Origin of the sequence: Actinomadura harenae, assembly GCF_003696215.1 — a bacterium.
In the GTDB taxonomy this organism is placed as follows: domain Bacteria; phylum Actinomycetota; class Actinomycetes; order Streptosporangiales; family Streptosporangiaceae; genus Spirillospora; species Spirillospora harenae.
This window is the reverse complement of sequence record NZ_RFFG01000013.1, coordinates 110,784-127,522: the sequence shown is the minus strand read 5'-3', so window position 1 is coordinate 127,522 and position 16,739 is coordinate 110,784. Positions and strand designations below refer to the sequence as shown.

Here is a 16,739-nt window from a genome sequence, read left to right as displayed (position 1 = left end):
GGCCTGCTCCCGGGCGCTCCGCGTCTCGTCCTCGGCGGCCCGGCGCCGCTCCTCGGCCCGCGCCGCCTGGGCCGCCGCCTGGACGGCGCGCTCCTCGGCGGCCTCGGCCTGCTCCTCGGCGGCGGCGACGCGGTTCCCGGCCTCGGCCACGTCCTCGCGGGCGGCGAGGACCTCCTGCCGGGCGTTCCGCTCGATGCTGCCGAGCGCCTCCAGGACGCCGTTCAGGTTGGCGGCCAGCTCGGTCATCGCCGGAGCCGACTCCTCGGCGACCGCGACGACCAGCGCCAGCGGGTCCGCGATGGCCGAGGCCAGGCGCGCGTCCCGCTCGGCGGCGGCCTGTTCCTTGCACGTGGCGGGCGGCGGGCAGTACAGGCGGCGCCGTCCGCCCTTGCCCTTGCCGTCGCTGCGGCGTGCGGGCACGGGCAGCGTCCTCCGGCACACCTTGCAGCGTCCGTGCGGGGCCGCCGCGTCCTCGGCTCCCTCAGCGCCCTCAGCCACCGGCTCGACCTGCCGGTCCACCACGTCACCCCGCGCCTCAGCCATGGCGGAACCCTAACAGCGGGCGTTCCGAAAACCCCGAAACGCATTGCAGGCCCGCCGAAACGAGGGGGTGAGCGCCCCGGGTGGACGCCCTTTCGTCGCGAGGGCGTCGCCGGGTCGCTCCGGCTGGGACACTTGATACTCCTCGTGGTTGTCCCTGGTGTCCGCGGAGCGCGCTCATCAGTCCGGGCCTCCCGCGAGACGCTCGACGCGAACCCGCCTACAGGTGACAACTAGGAGTTGTGGATGGAGCTCGACCTCGGTGCCGTCCGGGCCTTTCTCGCCGTCGTCGACGACGGGCACTTCACCGGGGCCGCCGACGACCTGGACATGACCCAGCAGGCCGTGTCCAAGCGGATCGCCCGGCTGGAGGCGGACCTGGGCGTCTCGCTGCTGAACCGCTCCCGCGGCGGCGCCCGGCCGACCGAGGACGGCGCCGTGTTCCTCCCGCAGGCCCGCGCGCTCGTCGGGCTCGCCGACCAGGCGACCGCGATGTTCCGCTCCCGCCGCCGCGCCCTGCGTGTCGACGTGCTGGCCCGCGCGGCGGCGCCGGTCGACATCGTCCGCGACTTCTACGACGCCGGTGACGTCGACGTCGACATGGTCGTGTCCCGCAGCACCGTCCCCCGCTGGACGGCGCTCTCCGACGGCTCGATCGACGCGGCGTTCGGACGCGTCACCGGGGGGCTCCCGTCCGGGATCGAGCGCGTCCCGGCCTGCCTGGAGCCGATTCCCGTCGTGGTCGGACGCCGCCATCCGCTGGCCCGGCGCAGGAGCGTGCCGATGAGCGAGCTGTCCGGCCTGACGGCGTGGATGCCCGGGAACGCGCGCGACAGCGAGTGGGCCGAGTACTACGACTTCCTCAGCGCGGAGTTCGGCGTCCGCATCGACACCTCCGGGCCGGTCTTCGGCGGCGCCCACATCATGGAGCGGATCGGCGAGTCGTCGGAGCTCATCACGTTCGCGAGCAAGACCCAGCTCACCGGCCACCCGGACATCGTCCACATCCCGATCGTCGACCCCACGCCGGTCTACCCCTGGACGCTCATGTGGCAGAAGGCCAACCGCCACCCGGCGCTGCCGCAGCTCGTCGCCCACGTGCGGGACCACCGGCGCGCCCTCGCCGCGCGCGACCTGTGGATGCCCGCCCCGGATCGCCCGTTCTTCTCGGGCTTCTGACGCGGAGCGGGCCTGCCCTCTGGGCGGTGGGCTGAAGGAGCCCACCGCCCTGGCGGGCAGGTCAGGCGGTGACGCGCTTGGGGTCGACGTTGCCGGTGAGGGTGTTGAGGATGCCGGGGAGGTCGGCGACGGCCTCGGCGGCCATGCCGCTCACGGTCTCCTCGGCCAGGTCGCACCAGAGCGCCTTGACCTGGTCGGCGAGCGCCCGGCCGCTGTCGGTGAGCTCGACGACGCTGGCGCGCCTGTCCTCGGGTGAGGGGGCGCGGCGGACGTGCCCGGCGGCCTCGAGCTTGCGGGTCATGAGGGTGACGCTCGGGGGCTCGACGCCGAGCGCGTCGCTGAGCTTGGCCTGGATCATCGGGCCGGTCCGGTCGAGTTCGAGCAGCAGCGCCTCCTGGCCGGGGTGCAGGCCGAGGGGCGCGAGCAGCGCGGCGGTTCGCGCGCGGTGGCGCAGGCTGAGGCGGCGGATGGCCTGGTTGATGCCGTCGGCCTGATCGAAGTCCATGGGGGTCCTCCTTGACAGGATGGTTATGCGCCTAATTATTATGCGGATAACGTTATGCGCCTAACCAATCCTACGTGAGCATCCAGGAGCCCCCCATGAGCGTCAAGATCGCCGTCGTCTACTACAGCGCGACCGGAGCGGTCCACGCCCTTGCCGAAGCCCTCGCCGAAGGCGCCCGCGCCACCGGCGCCGAGGTGCGGCTGCGGCGGGTCGCCGAACTGGCCTCCGACGCCGCCATCGACCAGAACCCCCGGTGGCGGCGGCACGCCGACGCCACCGCCGGCGTCGGGATCGCCACGGTGGACGACCTGGCCTGGGCGGACGCGATGGCGTTCGGCACACCGACCCGGTTCGGGACGCCCGCGGCGCAGCTCAAGCAGTTCATCGACCAGGCGGGCGGCCTGTGGAACGAAGGCGGCCTGGCCGACAAGCCCGTCACCGCGTTCACCTCCGCCTACAACCGGCACGGCGGCAACGAGGCCACCCTGCTGTCGCTGGCGAACGTGTTCTACCACTGGGGCGCGCTGATCGTCCCGCCCGGATTCACCGACCCGGCCGTGTACGCGGCGGGCGGCAACCCCTACGGCACGTCCGCGGTGACCGGCCCCTCCGGCGACGACCTTCAGCCCGCCGTCCTGGACGCCGCCCGCTACCAGGGCCGGCGACTGGCCCGCACCGCGCTCCGCTGGCAGGCGGGCGCCGCCCTCACCGGCGGCGCCCCGGCCCACGCCCCGAACGCCGACGCCGACACCAACGCAGAGGCCGACACCAACGCAGAGGCCGACACCAACGCAGAGGCCGACACCAACGCAGAGGCCGACACCAGTGCAGAGGCCGACACCAACGCAGAGGCCGACACCAGTGCAGAGGCCGACAGGGCCTCCCAGACCGCCTGACCTGCGACACCCCCTCGCCCCTCCCGCACTCTCAAGACCAGGAGGCGTCCTCATGGCGTCCCGACCGTCCACGTCCACCGTTCCCCCGGCCCCCGCCAAGAACCGCGCCGTTCCCCTGCGGACGGTGCTGGCGCTGGCGTGCGCCGCGCAGTTCATGGTGATCCTCGACTCGTCCATCGTGAACGTCGCGCTGCCCTCGGTCGACCGCGACCTGCACTTCGGCGGGACCGGACCGGCCTGGGTGGTGAACGGCTACCTGCTCACCTTCGCCGGGTTCATGCTGCTGGGCGGACGCGCCGCCGACCTGTTCGGCCCCCGCCGGACGCTCACCGCCGGACTCACCCTCTTCACCGCCGCCGGCCTCGCGGGCGGCCTCGCCACCACCGCCGACGCCCTGGTCGCCGCCCGCGTCGCGCAAGGCGTCGGCGCGGCGATGATGGCCCCGGCCACCCTCGTCGTCATCAACACCCACTTCACCTCGGAACACGCCCGCGCCAAGGCGTTCGGCGCCTGGTCGGCGGCGGGCGGAGTCGGCGGACTGTCCGGCGCGCTCGCGGGCGGCGCCCTCACCACCGGCCTGTCCTGGCGCTGGGTCTTCCTCATCAACGTCCCGATCGGCGCCGTCCTCATCACGCTCGCCCTCACCGCGCTCACCCCCACCGCGCAGACCGCCACCCGCGCCGACCGCACCCGGTCCCTCGACATCACCGGCGCCGTCACCGCGACCGCCGGGCTCGGCGCGCTCATCTACGGCGTCATGCAGACCTCGGACTACGCCTGGACGTCCCCGCAGGCCGCCGCGCCGATCCTCGCCGGAGTGCTGCTGCTGGCCGTGTTCGCCCTGGTCGAAGCCCGCTTCGCCCGCCGGCCGATCATGCCGCCGCGGCTCGTCCGGCTCCGCGGCGTCGCCGTCGGCGGCACCGCGCTCGTCCTGTTCGGCGGCGTCGGCATCGCGATGTGGTACTTCACCTCCCTGTTCCTCCAGGACGTCCTCGGCTACACCGCCCTGAGGTCCGGCCTCGGGCAGACGCCCGCCGCCGTGGTGTTCATGCTGACCGCGCGCCGGGCCGCGCCCCTGTTGCCCCGCGTCGGCGTCCGCGTCCTGCTCGCGGCGGGCGGCCTCGCCTTCCTCACCGGGTTCGGCTGGCTCTCCCAGGCCCACGCGGGCACCGGGTTCGCCACCGGCGTCCTCGGCCCGACACTGCTCGTCGCGGTCGGCATCGGCCTGACCTTCCCGACGCTCATGGCCGCCGCCACCGCCGGGGTCCCCGGCGGGGACGCGGGCGTCGTCGGCGGCCTCGCCGCCACCACCAACCAGATCGGAGGAGCCGTCGGCCTCGCCGTCCTCGCCACCGTGGCGGGCCCCGGGAGCACGGCGAAGGCCACTCCGGCCGTTCTGGCCGCCGGATACGACCGGGTGTTCCTCATCGCGGCCGGGCTCGGCGTGGCCGTCGCCGCGGTCGGGACGCTCCTGCCCGGACGCCGCCGCGCCGGGCGCACCGGCGACTGAACCCCCGGGCGCCCGGCACCGCCGACCGCCGTCCTGTGCGGGTCACAGGGCGGCGGCGAGCTCGTCCAGGGTCGCCGTCAGGACGTCCACGCCCTTCAGGAACTCCTCGATGGTGATGTGCTCGTCGTCCCCGTGGTCCAGGGAACCGTCACCGGGGCCGTACGCGGCCATCGGCATCGTCCAGTGCGGAGCCACGGTGTTCAGGTCGGACGTCCCGGTCTTGAGGGTCGGACGGGGCTCCCCGCCGCACCGCCGGATGGCCGCCGACACCGCCCGCACGACCGGGTCGGACCGCCCGCTCCGCACCGCCGGGACGTGCCGGACGACCGTGACCTCCCCGCCGTTCGCGCACGCGTGCAGCCGATCGGCGAAGGACGCGGCGTCGAACCCGACCGGGATCCGGCAGTCGATGTCGAGCCGCGCCTCCACGGCGTCGCCGTGCATCCCCCGCAGGGTCGCGGCCGGCAGGCCGAACGCGCCGTGGTCCCGCTCGGAACCGAGAGCGTCCAGCAGACCGTGCCAGAACGCCACGGCGGCCTCGGTGGCCTTGGCGTCCGGGTTGGTCGAGTGCGTCGCGGGACGCGTCACCCGGTACCCGACGTCGATCTTCCCCTTGTAGCCCAGCACCACCCGGGACCAGCCGCTCGGCTCCCCGACCAGCAGCGCGTCGGGCGCCGGAAGGGTCCGCGCGAGATGTTCGCCGCCCCGCGACAGCCGCTCCTCCTCGACCGCGCCGACGACACGGATCGTCCCCGGGAAGGACGGACGGGCCGCGGCGGCGCAGATCATCGCGGCGAGCGGGCCCTTGGCGTCCACCGCGCCGCGGCCGGCGAGCCGGTCCGGCTCCCGCCGCGCCGGGAGCGGCCGGTCCACGGTGTCCAGGTGGCTGAGGAGCATCACCACCGGGCCGTTCCCCGTCCCGATGTCGCCGATGACGTTGCCGGCCTCGTCGCGGCGCGCGGTGAGGCCGAGGTCGTTCATGGTCTTCTCCAGGAAGCGCGCCAGCTCGTCCTCCGCGCCGGACGGCGACGGGATGCAGAGCATGGCGTACAGCAGGTCGACCGGAGTGCTCAAGTGATCTCCAGGGTGGTGCCGGCGCCGTCGAGGGCGGCGGTGAGCGGGCGGGGGAGCCGTCCGTCGCAGACCGACACCCGGGGGACGCCGGCCAGCAGCGCCTCACGGGCGGCGATCAGCTTGCGGTGCATGCCGCCGCTCGCCGCGTGGGGCACCGGGCCCTCACGGGGGAGCGCGCAGCGGTCGAGCAGGCTGGCGGCGTCCAACGCGTCGCGCAGCACCCCGGGCGCCGCGGTCAGCAGGACGAGGCGTTCGGCGCCGAGCGCGGCCGCGATCGCCGCCGCGGCCCGGTCGGCGTCGACGTTCACCGGCGCGCCGTCCTCGCCGGTCGCGGGCGGCGACACCACCGGGACGAACCCGGCGTCCAGCAGGACGCGCAGGACGCGGGGCCGGACGCCGGTCACGCGCCCGCTGTGGTCGTCGCGGACGACGACGGTCCGCCCGTCGCGGACGGTCCGCTGCGCCGCCTTGCGACGGGCCCGCAGCAGCCCGCCGTCCAGCCCGGTCAGGCCCACGGCCGGGACGCCGTGCCCGGCCAGGGCGCGCAGGAGCCGCGGTTTGGCCCGTCCGGTGAGGGCGAGCGTGACCACGTCCAGCATGGCGGGATCGGTGTGCCGGCTGGTCACGCCGCTGGGGGACACCAGCGTGCGGGACGCCACGCCGAGCTCGCCGGACAGCCGCTCGATCTCGGGCGCGCCGCCGTGCACGAGGACGACCTCGCCCGCGCGGCCCGCGAGGTCGGCGCAGACGGCCTCGGCGGGCACGGCGCCGCCGCACTTGACCACCGTGACCCCCATCAGGCGGGATGCAGGCCGGGGAACCCCAGGCCCAGGGTCTCGGCATGGCCCGTCCGGATGTTGAGGCACTGCACCGCCGCGCCCGCGCCGCCCTTGACCAGGTTGTCCAGCGCGGCGATCGCGGTGATCCGGTCGCCGTCCACCGCGAACCCGACGTCGCAGTAGTTGGAACCGGACAGCAGCTTGGGGTCGGGAAGCCGGTGGGCGCCCTTGCGGTGGGCGACGATCCGGACGAACGGCTCACCGCCGTAATGCTCGCGGTAAGCACCGCGGATCTCCCGCTCGCCCGCCGTGCCGGTGGCGTGGCAGACGACCTGCACGCCGCGGACGGCCTCGACGCCGGTGGCGGTCATCCGCGCGTTCAGGCCGGTCAGCCGCGTCACCTCGGCCTCGTGCCGGTGCCGCGACGGCGCGAACACCCGCATCGCGCCGCTGCGCTCGGCGTGCAGGTTGCCGTCGCCCGCCATGGCGCCCGACCCGGACGACCCGGTCCGCGCGTCGATCTGCACGTCCGGGCCGACCAGCCCGGCCAGTGGGCGCAGCGCGAGGATCGCCGCCGTGGCCATGCATCCCGGCACGCTGATCAGGTCGGCCTTCGCCAGGTCGTCCCGGAACATCTCCGGGACGCCCGGGACGAACGCGCCGAGCAGCTCGGGCGCCGCGTGCGGGACGCCGTAGTACCGCTCGTAGACGGCGGGATCGGGCAGGCGGAAGTCGCCCGAGAGGTCGATGACCGTCCCGGCGCGGTCCCGGACGCCGGGGAGCAGGGTCATGGTGGTTCGGTGCGGCGTCGCCAGGAACAGCACGTCACCGTCGGTCAGGTCGTCCGGCGCGCTGAACACCAGGCCGGTCTGGGAACGCAGGTTCGGATGGACGGAGTCGACGCGGCGTCCCGGGAAACGCGTGGAGATCGCCTGGGCGACCTCCACGCCGGGATGCCCAATCAGCAGCCGCAGCAGCTCGCCGCCCAGGTACCCGGCGGCGCCCATGACGGAGACGCGGATCATCGCGCCTCCCCGACAGGGACGAGGCCGTCGTGCCGTTCGGCCTCCGCGACGGCGTACGCGACGATCGCGTCCGCCACGTCGATGTCGTCGCCGTGCGCGACCTGGAAACCCTGGAACTCCACGGCGTGGTTGACCTCCAGCACCAGCGGCCCGTCCGGGCCCTCGACGATGTCGACGCCCAGCACCCCGCCGCCGACCGCGCGCGCCGCCGCGAGCGCCGGTTCCACCAGCTCGGGGACGAGCGGGCACGGCTCGGAGCGGCCGCCCCGCGCGGCGTTGGTGCGCCAGCTTCCGGAGTAGCGGTACGTCGCGCCGACGACATGGTCCCCGGCCACGATCACCCGGATGTCGCGACCCGGCTTGTCGACGAATTCCTGCAGGTAGATGATGTGCTGCATCGGGGACGGCAGGGACGCGCGGTGCTCCAGCAGGGCCTCGGCGGTGTCGCGGTCGCGGGCCGCCGCGACCAGCCGTCCCCAGGAGCCCGCCAGGGGTTTGAGGACCACCGGGAAGCCGAGCCGCTCGGCGGCGTCGGCGCCCTCGTCCGGGCTGAGCGCGACCGCCGTCCGCGGTGCCGGGACCGCGGCACGTTCCAACGCCAGCGACGTCCGCAGCTTGTCGCCGCACACCTCGATCACCTCGGACCTGTTGACCGTCGCGACACCCCGGGCCTCCAGGAGCAGGGCCGCGCACAGCGCGCGACTGTGGGAGATCTCCCTGTTCAGGGCCGCGGCGAACGGCGGCCCGCCGCCCGCCGGCGCGCCCAGTTCGACGCTGAACCGGCGGGTGTCGACGTGCGTGTACGGCACCCCGCGGCGTTCCAGGGCGGCGAAGAGGCGCTTCTCCTCGTACCGCACCCGGGACGCCAGGACGGCCAGCGGCCTCACTCGCCCCAGTCCTCCTCGATCTCGGGCGCGAGCGCCAGCGCGACCGGCTCGACGCCGACCACCTCCAGCTCGCTGGAGCAGTCGCCGCACTGCGCGATCTCGCTCAGCCGCACGGGTTCGGCGAGTTCGACGGGCCCCTCACACTCGGGACAGGTCCGGGTCATCCGTGCCACCTCCGGGAATTGCGGTGATCAGGTCGATGGCCGCGGTGACGACCGCGTCCGCCGTGATGCCGTACCGGCGCAGCAGGTCGTCCTGGCCACCGGCCCGACCCGCGAAGACGTCCGGCATGCCCAGCCGGGTGACCCGGGTGGGCGCGTGCTCGGCCAGGGTCTCGGCGACCGCGCCGCCGAGTCCGCCGGACCGCCAGTGCTCCTCGACCGTGACGACCCCGGCCGTTCCGGCGGCCGCCGCGACGATCGCGTCCACGTCGAGCGGACGCAGGGTGTGCAGGTTCAGGACGGTCGCCCGGACGCCGCGGGCCTCGAGCCGGTCGGCGGCGCGGAGCGCGGCCAGCACCGGATGCGGCCCGCAGGCGATGATCGCGACGTCCCCGGGCGTCCGGCGGGCGTCGCGGCCCGGTCCGTCCCCGGCGGGGCGGAGCCACTGGGCGCGTCCGATCTCGAAGGGACCCCCGCCGCCCAGGTCCGGGGTGGCCTTGCGGCCGAGCCGCACGTAGACGGGGCCGGGCAGCGCCGCGCTCTGCCGGATCGCCGCCTCGGCCTGCGCCGCGTCCGCCGGGACGACCACGGTGAGGCCGGGCAGCGCGCGCATGACGGCCAGGTCCTCGAGCGCGTGGTGCGTCGGGCCGAGGTGGCCCGCGGCCAGCCCGGCGTGGGTGGCGACGATCCGGACGGGCAGCCGGTTGTACACGATGTCGATCTTGATGGCCTCCAGTGCCCGGGTCGCGGCGAAGGTGGCCATGGTCGTGACGAACGGGATCTTCCCGCTCGCGGCGAGGCCCGCGGCCGTGCCCATCAGGCTCTGCTCGGCGATGCCGAGGTTGAGGTAGCGGCCGGGGGCGCCGGCGAAGGCGGCCGGGTCGAACAGCCCGGTGTCGCTGTCGAGGCAGTACAGCCGCTCGTCGGCGAGCATCAGCTCGGGCAGCAGCGCGCTGTAGGCCTCCCGCGCCGACCGTGCCGGAGCGGGCTTCACCTGCGGCGTCATCGGTGTCGTCAGCCGCGGTTCGTCCGGTCGTGTGTCGAGGCTCTGTTCGGTCACGCCGTCGCCCTCCTGTGCCTGGCGCGGAGCACGGCCAGGGCGCGCTCGGCCTGCCGGGCGCCCAGCGTCGTGTAGTGGGACTGGACCCGGCCCTCGACCGACGGCAGCCCGCGCCCCTTGACGGTGCGGGCGATGACCACCGTCGGACGGCCCGCCTCACCCGGTTCGAGCGCCGTGCGCAGCGCGCCGAGGTCGTGGCCGTCGATCTCGCGGACCGTCCAGCCGAAGCCGCGCCAGCGGTCCGCGAGCGGTTCGAGCCGGACGGTGTCCTCGGTGGGCCCGGTGAGCTGGAGGCGGTTGCGGTCGATGACGGCCGTGACGTTGCCGAGCCCGAGGGACACCGAGGTCATCGCGGCCTCCCAGACCGACCCCTCCTGCAGTTCGCCGTCGCCCATGACGGCGAAGCAGCGCCGTCCGGGGTCGGCGAGGGCGAAGCCGTTGGCGAGCGCGAGGCCGTGGCCGAGCGATCCGGTGGGCATCTCCACCCCGGGAACCGCCCGGACGGGATGCCCCATCAGGCGGCTGCCGGGCCGCGCGTACTCCGCGAGCTCCTCGACCGGGAAGAACCCGCGTTCGGCGAGGACGGCGTAGAGGCAGATGGCGCCGTGCCCCTTGCTGAGGACGAGCACGTCGCGGTCCGGCGCCCCGGGGTGTTCCGGGTCGATCCGCAGCACGTCGCAGTAGAGGACGGTGAGGATCTCCACCAGCGACATCGACCCGCCGAGGTGGCCGCCCTCCGGCCCGGCGCACATGCCGACGATGTGCTCGCGCACCCGGTGGGCCATCGCCGCGAGGTCCGCCGTGTGTCCGGTTTGCCGCTCCGTCACCGGCTCCGCCGCCGTGTCCGTGACCGGCTCCGCCGCCGTGTCCGCCGCCCGGCCCGTCATCGGCGGCCCGGGAGGGTGGCGAGGACGAAGTGGCCCGGCAGGTGCACGGCGAGCCCCTCCCGGATCTCGGCGACCAGCTCGTCCCCGGACAGCCGGATCGTGGAGGAGCGGCGGTCCAGCAGGGTCGCGGCGGCGGTGAAGTCGCCGACCAGGGCCGTCCCCGGCGGCACCATGCGGGTCCGGCTGACCTTGACGCCCTGGGTGGACAGCCGCTCCAGGAAGGCGCCGTCCTCCACCAGGGGCCACCAGTCGTCGGGGTGCAGGACGATCCCGTCGGCCGACCCGCCGTACCACTCGCACAGCGCGGCCGTGGCCAGCAGCGTCGCGGCGGCCGACCGGTCCGCCGGGCTGGGCTCGCGGTGGCGGATGCCGGGCGTGCGCAGCAGGCCGCGGATGTCGCCGGACCCGTTCAGCAGCGCGTCGTTCTCGGCGGTGCCGAGCCGGACGAGCAGCCGGAAGTCGACGAACGCGGCCAGCGCGGCCGGATCGGCGAGGACCTCGGGCGGCACCTTCACCGCCGCCCGGATCGTCTGCGTCCGGATCTCCCGCGCGCCCACCTCGAACTCCCACTCGGGGGCGGCCTCGTCCGCCGCGACGTTCTCGGCGCGCTCGGTGAACACGGTGACCTCGTCGGCGTCCACGACCGCCTTGCGGAGCAGGTGCCGGACCGTCAGCCGCGGCCGCCGCTTGGCGGGCGGGAACAGGTCGCTGATCGAGGCGCGCAGTTCGACCGCCGCCTTCGGCCCGTGGCGGGCGTGGCACAGCGCGAACTCCTCACCCGGGCTGCGGCGTGTCAGTTCGGGATCGTCCAGCATCATGCGCACTTCGGACATGGTTCACATCCCCAGGGAACGGCCGCCGTCGACGACCTGGACGGTTCCGGTGACGAAACTCGCGCGCGCGCTCAGAAGGAACGTTCCGGCCGCCGCGACCTCCTCGGGACGGGCCACCCGTCCGAGCGGTATCCCCGCCCGCGCGGCGATCCGGGCGGTCTCCGCGTCGACGTCGGCGCCTTCGCCGAGGCCGTTGAGCAGCGCGTCCGTCGCGGTGTAGCCGGGGGCCAGGACGTTGACGGTGACGTCCCCCGGTCCGAGCTCGTGCACGAGGGTCTTGGCGTAGGCGGCCAGGCCCGAGCGCGCGATCGCCGACAGCGCGTACTCGGGGATGAGGTCGCGGATCGTCTCGCTGGCGACCATCAGGACCCGGCCCCAGCCCGATCGCAGCAGGTGGGGGAGCCCGGCCTGGACGAACGCGATGTGGGAGACCATCGCCAGGTCGACCGCGTCGCGGTAGCCGTCCGGGCCGAACGCGCCGGTGGGTCCGGCGGGCGGGCCCCCGGCGTTGCTCACCACGATGTTCAGGGCGCCGTGCTCGGCGGCGGCGTCGTCGGCCCAGGCGCGCGCCGCGTCGTTGTCGCGCAGGTCGAGCACGCGGGTGCCGACCTCGGCGCCGAGGTCGGCGGCGATCCCGTCGCGGGCCTTGGCGAGGCGTCCGGCGTCACGGCCGCCGATCGACACGACGGCGCCCTCGCGGACCAGGTCGCGCGCGATCGCCAGGCCGATGCCCGACGAGCCGCCCGAGACCAGGGCCACCTTCCCGGCCAGTCCCAGATCCATGTCACACCCTCGTCTCGTAGCCGTACCGGCGCAGGAGGGGAAGCGCCAGGAGAGTGGTCGCCGCCCGCTGCGAGCGGGGCAGCGCGGTGTGCCACCTGCGGTCCTCGTCGATCCGGGTCCGGCCGCGCCCGAACCGGTTCGGGTTGCCGGTGACGGTGTGGTTCCCGCCGAGTTCGACCGTCCCGTCGGCGGCGACGGGGTTGGGGCCCTCGCTGCCGATCAGCTCCAGGATGTCGGCGACGGCGCCGCGCGGGTTGCGCACGAGGTCCTCGTAGCGCAGGTGCAGCGCGTCCGCGCGGTGCGCCCGGCCGACGGCCTCGGCGGCCAGGTTGAAGCCCGCCCAGTTCAGCGTGCTGTTCAGTGCGGACCGGCGTCCGGTGTAGGCCTTCGGCTGCATCCACGACCACGCGACGGCGCGCGGGTCGCGGATCAGGTGGACGTAGGTCGCCTCGATCCCCGGCAGCCCGGACAGCAGCGCGGCGTCGGAGGCGAACTTGGAACTGTCGACGACCGTGTGAGCGCCGCAGGCCTCGGCGATCGCGCGGTACGTGGCGGCGAGTGTGTCGGGCCACCCGTTGCCGGGCGGCGGTGGATTCCGGAGCGCCCGCCAGGTGTGCCGGGTGCGGTAGGCGTCCTGCCAGGCCACGACGTCGGCGGCGTGCTGGTCGAGCGTCCGCCCGTCCGGCCGGACGGCCTCCAGCACCCGCGACCAGACCGGGCATTCGCGATGGTTGAGCCCGCATCCGCAGCGGGCGTTGCTGCCCGAGCCGAGGACGCCGTTGAGCCAGAGAAAACGCAGTTCGCCGACGTGAACGACGCCGGGTGCTTCAGCGAGGACGTTGCCCAGCATCGTGCTTCCGCTGCGACACCATCCGGTGATGTAGAGAACCCTCATCAGCAACCACGACCCCTCTAAGAGGACCGGCGCGAGTTGGTCAGTCAGCATGAAAACATGATCTTCTGCAGAAAGGAACCGTCCGGCTTACCAATGTTTCGGCGGTAGCCGCCGGAACACAGAAGACGGACGTCATAGCGGCACGCGGGCGCGGCCCCGCTTGCCGAGGCGGGCGTCCGACGACTCCGCGTGAGCGTCCGATCCCGCCCCGGCGTCAGGTGTGAGGGGAACCCGTCAGACGGTCCAGGCGGGACGGGTGATGGTCTCGAGGGCGGCGCACGTCCAGGAGAACCCGGCGCCGATCCCGACCAGCAGCACCCGGTCGCCCGGCTCGAGCAGCCCGGACTCGGCCAGGTGCGTCAGCCCGGTGAGCTGGTCGGCCGCGCCGATGTGGCCGGTGCGGCGGCCCCAGTCCCAGGTGGTGCGCGCGACGTCCAGGCCGAGCGGCTCGGCGTAGTGGTTCCGCAGCACGCGCAGGCCGACGTTCGGGAAGACGGCCCGGTCGATGTCGCCGATGGTGAGCCCGGCCTCGTTCAGGGTCCGGGCCACGCACTCGGTCAGGCCCGAGGCGATCCGCTCGCCGACGCCGCCGGCCGGTCGCCGCAGGTTGGCGGGGGCGGCGAACGCGGCGCGCCGGGCCCGGACGTCGACCGTCCGGCCGGGCGCCGTCGCGAACGGCTCGTCGCCGCGGTACATGCCCTCGAGCGCGGTGTCCACGACGGTCGACACCGACAGGATCCGGGCGAAGCCCCGCCGTCCGATCACGGCGGCGGCGGCGCCGTCCCCGTAGACCAGTCCGCGCACGTCCGCGCGCCACCGGTCGAAGGTGGGGCCGCCGAAGCGGTCGGCGGTCGTGACCAGGGCGAACCCGCGGGACGCGTCGGCGGTCAGGTACGAGGCGGCCAGCTCCAGCGCGCCGAGCGACCCGGCGCACATCTGCTGGACGTCGAGCGCGGGCGCGTACCGTCCGTCATCACCGAGGACCTCACGGTGGACGTAGGCGGCGGCCGGCCAGTAGTCGATGCCCTGGAACCACGTCGAGGCGTGCAGCAGGAGCGCGATCCCGGACGGCGGCGTGCCCGCCCGGCGCAGCGCGACCCGCGCGGCGGCGGCGGCCATCTCGGGGGGCGCCTCGCCGGTGGCCACGGTGATGGACGCGTACTCGTCGGCTGCCTGGTCGAAGGGGTTGTAGCGGCCGTCCGCGACCGCTTCCTCCACGCCTATGGGCGCCGGGAGATGGTGGGACGAACCGGTGAGGAAAAGGCCGTCGTAGCGCATGCGCACCTCCGGGGGGCGGTGACGGCGAACGAAGATCAGATTATGGTGATCCCGGTCGGGGGACGACCGTTTCCAGCGTTGGCAGGAGAACGCGTGGGCGACAGTGAGCACTCAGTTCCACTTCCCGGTACCGATTGGACGGTGTGGGAGGACGCGATCCTCCGGAGCACCGGATTCCCCGCCGACGGACTCGGCCTCTTCAGCGCACCCGCGTGCGCGGCCGTCGCGGACGCCTTCCTGGAGGGCCGCGCGAGCGAGGACGACGTCGCGCGGGCCCTGGACACGGCCATCGCGGACGCGGGACGCGCCGCCTTGGACGTGGCCGCCGACCCCCTCTTCCGTGAGGCCCTGACCTGGCAGAACCTCGGCATGGCACGTCAGCTCGCGTGCTTCGGGCCGCCCGATCCGGTGCGGGAGGGCGCGATGACCGGGAAGGAGCTCCGGCGTGCCCGCCACCGGCGGCGCGCCCGCGAGAGCGCGGTCGTCCGCTACTGGCAGCGGTACTGCGGCAAGAACGACACCATCGGCTTCTTCGGCCCGGTCACCTGGGCGACCATCGACCCGGACGCGGAGCGGGCGGTCACCATCCGGCCGGGCGCCGGGCTCCTGCGGTCCCGCAAGGTCGACTACGAGTTCTGGGCGCTCGAGGCGTACGTGACCTCGCTGCTCGCCGACCCGGACGTGGCGCCCTGGCTGCCCGCCCGGCTCCACCCGCACCTGGCCGTCCGCGACGGGCACCTCTTGCAGCCCGGCAAGGACCCCGTGCCCCTGGACGACGTCGAGGCGGAGGTCCTCGCGCTGTGCGACGGCGTCCGGCCCGCGGCCGAGATCGCCCACGACCTGCGCCACGCCGCCGTGCTCGACCGGCTCGTGGAGGACGGCGTCGTCTGGCAGGGCGTGAACATGCCCTACAACGCGCGGGCCGAGGGCGTCCTGCGCGCCGCGCTCGACGCGATCCCCGAACCGGCCGCCCGGGAACGCGCGCTCGCCGGGCTCGACCGGCTCGACCGGGCCCGCGCGGCCGTGGCCGACGCGGCGGGCGACCCCGACGCCCTGGCCGACGCCCTCGACGGCCTGGACGCCGAGTTCACGGCCTTGACCGGAGCCGACGCGCACCGCCTGGGCGGGCAGATGTACGTGGGACGGCGCGTCTGCTTCGAGGACACCGTCCGCGACCTGGACGCCACCATCGGCGCGCCGATCCTGGAGGCGCTGTCGGGGCCGTTCGGGCGCGTCCTGCTGCCCGCCGCGCGCTGGGTCTCGGTGGCCCTCGCGGACGCCTACGACGAGGCGTTCCGCGACCTCTACGAACGGCTCCGCGAACCGGGCGCGGACAGCGTCCCGATGCCGGTGCTGTGGGAGGCCGTCCAGCCGCTGATCACCGGCACGGACCGTCCGGGGGACGCGGTCGCCGCCGAGTTCGCCCGGCGCTGGGACGAGCTGGTCGGCGTCGACGCCGCCACGGCCGGCGAGAGCCGCCTGTTCCTGGACAGCGCGGAGCTGGCCGAGCGCGCCGCGGTGCTGTTCGCGGCGGACCGTCCGGGCTGGCCCGCCGCCCGGATCCAGAGCCCCGACCTGCACATCGGCGCGGTCGGCGCCGACGCGCTGGCGAGGGGCGAGTTCACGCTGGTGCTCGGCGAGATGCACACTGCGTGGCCCACCCTCGACAGCGCCGTCTTCACCGACCGGCACCCCGATCCCGGCAAGCTGCGCGACGCCGCGGCCGACGACATCGGCCCGCAGTTCCGCCCCCTGTACCCGACCTGGTGGCGGCAGTACACGGCGCGCATCGCCCCGGTGCTGGGCGAGACCGACCGCCAGATCGCGTTCACCGCCGCGCCGGGCGCCGATCCCGCGCGCGTCCTGCCGACCGTCACGCTCACCGTCGTCGACCGCGACGGGACGCTCGAGGTCATCGGCCCGGACGGCCTGAGGCGGCCGCTCCGCGACGTGTTCTGCCTGCTGTTCGGCTTTCTGGGCGCCGAGGCGTTCAAGCGCATCGGCACCGGCGCGCACCACCCGCGCGTCACGATGGACCGGCTGGTCGTCGTCCGCGAGACCTGGCGCACGACCGTGGGCGCCACCGGGATCGCGCCGAAGAAGGGCGTCGTCCCCGAGTACCTCGCGGCCCGCCGCCTGCGCGCGTCCCTCGGCCTGCCGGACCGGGTGTTCGCCAAGGTCGGGACGGAGATCAAGCCGACCTACGTCGACTTCACCGGCCCCCGGTACGTGTCGGCGTTCGCCTCGATCATCCGCTCGGCCCGCGACTCGTTCGGCGACGACGTCCCCGTGACGTTCACCGAGCTGCTGCCGGGGCCCGAGGAGGCGTGGCTGGAGGACGCCGAGGGCCGCCGCTACTCCTCCGAGCTGCGCATTCAGATGGTCGATCCGGAACGTCCCGCCTGACCCCCCTTCCCGGGCCGCCGGACACACCGGTGAAGATCCAC

The 16,739-nt window shown here is 74.6% G+C and carries 17 protein-coding genes; 4 read left to right on the top strand and 13 right to left on the bottom strand.

The window, feature by feature from the left end; all coding sequences use genetic code 11:
* A partial coding sequence (locus EBO15_RS10020) for a hypothetical protein (protein ID WP_199744441.1) occupies positions 1-543 on the bottom strand: 543 nt, incomplete at its 3' end.
* Positions 544-786: 243 nt separating this feature from the next.
* Between EBO15_RS10020 and EBO15_RS10015 the strand changes: the two genes are divergently transcribed.
* A complete protein-coding gene (locus EBO15_RS10015) occupies positions 787-1,719 on the top strand; it encodes a LysR family transcriptional regulator (protein WP_122194045.1) in 933 nt (310 codons plus the stop codon).
* Between the two features lie 61 nt (positions 1,720-1,780).
* Here EBO15_RS10015 and EBO15_RS10010 read toward each other — a convergent pair whose 3' ends face one another.
* The gene (locus EBO15_RS10010) at positions 1,781-2,224 is read right to left on the bottom strand and encodes a MarR family winged helix-turn-helix transcriptional regulator (RefSeq protein WP_122194044.1); all 444 of its coding nucleotides are present in this window, start codon (positions 2,222-2,224) and stop codon (positions 1,781-1,783) included.
* 95 nt (positions 2,225-2,319) lie between these two features.
* Between EBO15_RS10010 and wrbA the strand changes: the two genes are divergently transcribed.
* Together wrbA and EBO15_RS10000 are read left to right on the top strand one after the other, a co-directional pair.
* Positions 2,320-3,120, top strand: a complete 801-nt coding sequence (gene wrbA, locus EBO15_RS10005; protein WP_199744440.1) for an NAD(P)H:quinone oxidoreductase — start codon at positions 2,320-2,322, stop codon at positions 3,118-3,120.
* 52 nt (positions 3,121-3,172) lie between these two features.
* Complete coding sequence (locus EBO15_RS10000) at positions 3,173-4,630, top strand: MFS transporter (protein ID WP_122194043.1); 1,458 nt, start codon at positions 3,173-3,175, stop codon at positions 4,628-4,630.
* A gap of 42 nt (positions 4,631-4,672) precedes the next feature.
* Here EBO15_RS10000 and EBO15_RS09995 read toward each other — a convergent pair whose 3' ends face one another.
* The 11 genes from EBO15_RS09995 to EBO15_RS09945 all read right to left on the bottom strand — a co-directional run bounded on the left by EBO15_RS09995 (position 4,673) and on the right by EBO15_RS09945 (position 14,292).
* Positions 4,673-5,704, bottom strand: a complete 1,032-nt coding sequence (locus EBO15_RS09995) for a M20/M25/M40 family metallo-hydrolase (RefSeq protein ID WP_199744439.1) — start codon at positions 5,702-5,704, stop codon at positions 4,673-4,675.
* Positions 5,701-6,501, bottom strand: a complete 801-nt coding sequence (locus EBO15_RS09990; RefSeq protein ID WP_122194042.1) for a [LysW]-aminoadipate kinase — start codon at positions 6,499-6,501, stop codon at positions 5,701-5,703. Before EBO15_RS09990 ends, EBO15_RS09995 begins: the two co-directional genes overlap by 4 nt.
* On the bottom strand, positions 6,501-7,508 hold the full coding sequence (gene argC, locus EBO15_RS09985) for an N-acetyl-gamma-glutamyl-phosphate reductase (protein WP_122194041.1): 1,008 nt from the start codon (positions 7,506-7,508) through the stop codon (positions 6,501-6,503). Before argC ends, EBO15_RS09990 begins: the two co-directional genes overlap by 1 nt.
* Positions 7,505-8,395 (bottom strand): lysine biosynthesis protein LysX, encoded by an 891-nt coding sequence (gene lysX / locus EBO15_RS09980; RefSeq protein ID WP_233616089.1) that lies wholly within the window; start codon positions 8,393-8,395, stop codon positions 7,505-7,507. Before lysX ends, argC begins: the two co-directional genes overlap by 4 nt.
* A complete protein-coding gene (locus EBO15_RS09975) occupies positions 8,392-8,559 on the bottom strand; it encodes a lysine biosynthesis protein LysW (protein ID WP_122194040.1) in 168 nt (55 codons plus the stop codon). The genes lysX and EBO15_RS09975 overlap by 4 nt, the downstream gene beginning before the upstream one ends.
* Positions 8,534-9,616 (bottom strand): transketolase family protein, encoded by a 1,083-nt coding sequence (locus tag EBO15_RS09970; RefSeq protein WP_233616088.1) that lies wholly within the window; start codon positions 9,614-9,616, stop codon positions 8,534-8,536. Before EBO15_RS09970 ends, EBO15_RS09975 begins: the two co-directional genes overlap by 26 nt.
* Positions 9,613-10,443 (bottom strand): transketolase, encoded by an 831-nt coding sequence (locus EBO15_RS09965; RefSeq protein ID WP_233616087.1) that lies wholly within the window; start codon positions 10,441-10,443, stop codon positions 9,613-9,615. Before EBO15_RS09965 ends, EBO15_RS09970 begins: the two co-directional genes overlap by 4 nt.
* A 56-nt stretch (positions 10,444-10,499) precedes the next feature.
* On the bottom strand, positions 10,500-11,336 hold the full coding sequence (locus tag EBO15_RS09960) for a family 3 encapsulin nanocompartment shell protein (RefSeq protein WP_122194039.1): 837 nt from the start codon (positions 11,334-11,336) through the stop codon (positions 10,500-10,502).
* A 3-nt stretch (positions 11,337-11,339) separates the two neighbouring features.
* Positions 11,340-12,119, bottom strand: a complete 780-nt coding sequence (locus tag EBO15_RS09955) for an SDR family oxidoreductase (protein ID WP_122194038.1) — start codon at positions 12,117-12,119, stop codon at positions 11,340-11,342.
* Between the two features lies 1 nt (position 12,120).
* Positions 12,121-13,065, bottom strand: a complete 945-nt coding sequence (locus EBO15_RS09950; RefSeq protein WP_199744438.1) for a sulfotransferase — start codon at positions 13,063-13,065, stop codon at positions 12,121-12,123.
* Positions 13,066-13,248: 183 nt separating this feature from the next.
* The gene (locus EBO15_RS09945; RefSeq protein WP_122194036.1) at positions 13,249-14,292 is read right to left on the bottom strand and encodes a ketoacyl-ACP synthase III family protein; all 1,044 of its coding nucleotides are present in this window, start codon (positions 14,290-14,292) and stop codon (positions 13,249-13,251) included.
* Between the two features lie 141 nt (positions 14,293-14,433).
* Here EBO15_RS09945 and EBO15_RS09940 point away from each other — a divergent pair, with 141 nt between their 5' ends.
* Positions 14,434-16,698 carry a lantibiotic dehydratase gene (locus tag EBO15_RS09940; RefSeq protein ID WP_233616086.1) on the top strand — a complete coding sequence of 755 codons (2,265 nt, stop codon included), beginning with the start codon at positions 14,434-14,436 and terminating at the stop codon, positions 16,696-16,698.
* The last annotated feature ends 41 nt before the right edge of the window (positions 16,699-16,739 follow it).

What these genes read in the sequence shown, in the direction of transcription:
- wrbA (WP_199744440.1), top strand. Translation starts at nt 2,320, where the DNA reads ATGAGCGTCAAGATCGCCGTCGTCTACTACAGCGCGACCGGAGCGGTC.
- EBO15_RS09950 (WP_199744438.1), bottom strand. Translation starts at nt 13,065, where the DNA reads ATGCTGACTGACCAACTCGCGCCGGTCCTCTTAGAGGGGTCGTGGTTG.
- EBO15_RS10015 (WP_122194045.1), top strand. Translation starts at nt 787, where the DNA reads ATGGAGCTCGACCTCGGTGCCGTCCGGGCCTTTCTCGCCGTCGTCGAC.
- EBO15_RS09975 (WP_122194040.1), bottom strand. Translation starts at nt 8,559, where the DNA reads ATGACCCGGACCTGTCCCGAGTGTGAGGGGCCCGTCGAACTCGCCGAA.
- EBO15_RS09955 (WP_122194038.1), bottom strand. Translation starts at nt 12,119, where the DNA reads ATGGATCTGGGACTGGCCGGGAAGGTGGCCCTGGTCTCGGGCGGCTCG.
- EBO15_RS09960 (WP_122194039.1), bottom strand. Translation starts at nt 11,336, where the DNA reads ATGTCCGAAGTGCGCATGATGCTGGACGATCCCGAACTGACACGCCGC.
- EBO15_RS09945 (WP_122194036.1), bottom strand. Translation starts at nt 14,292, where the DNA reads ATGCGCTACGACGGCCTTTTCCTCACCGGTTCGTCCCACCATCTCCCG.
- EBO15_RS10010 (WP_122194044.1), bottom strand. Translation starts at nt 2,224, where the DNA reads ATGGACTTCGATCAGGCCGACGGCATCAACCAGGCCATCCGCCGCCTC.
- EBO15_RS09990 (WP_122194042.1), bottom strand. Translation starts at nt 6,501, where the DNA reads ATGGGGGTCACGGTGGTCAAGTGCGGCGGCGCCGTGCCCGCCGAGGCC.
- argC (WP_122194041.1), bottom strand. Translation starts at nt 7,508, where the DNA reads ATGATCCGCGTCTCCGTCATGGGCGCCGCCGGGTACCTGGGCGGCGAG.
- EBO15_RS10000 (WP_122194043.1), top strand. Translation starts at nt 3,173, where the DNA reads ATGGCGTCCCGACCGTCCACGTCCACCGTTCCCCCGGCCCCCGCCAAG.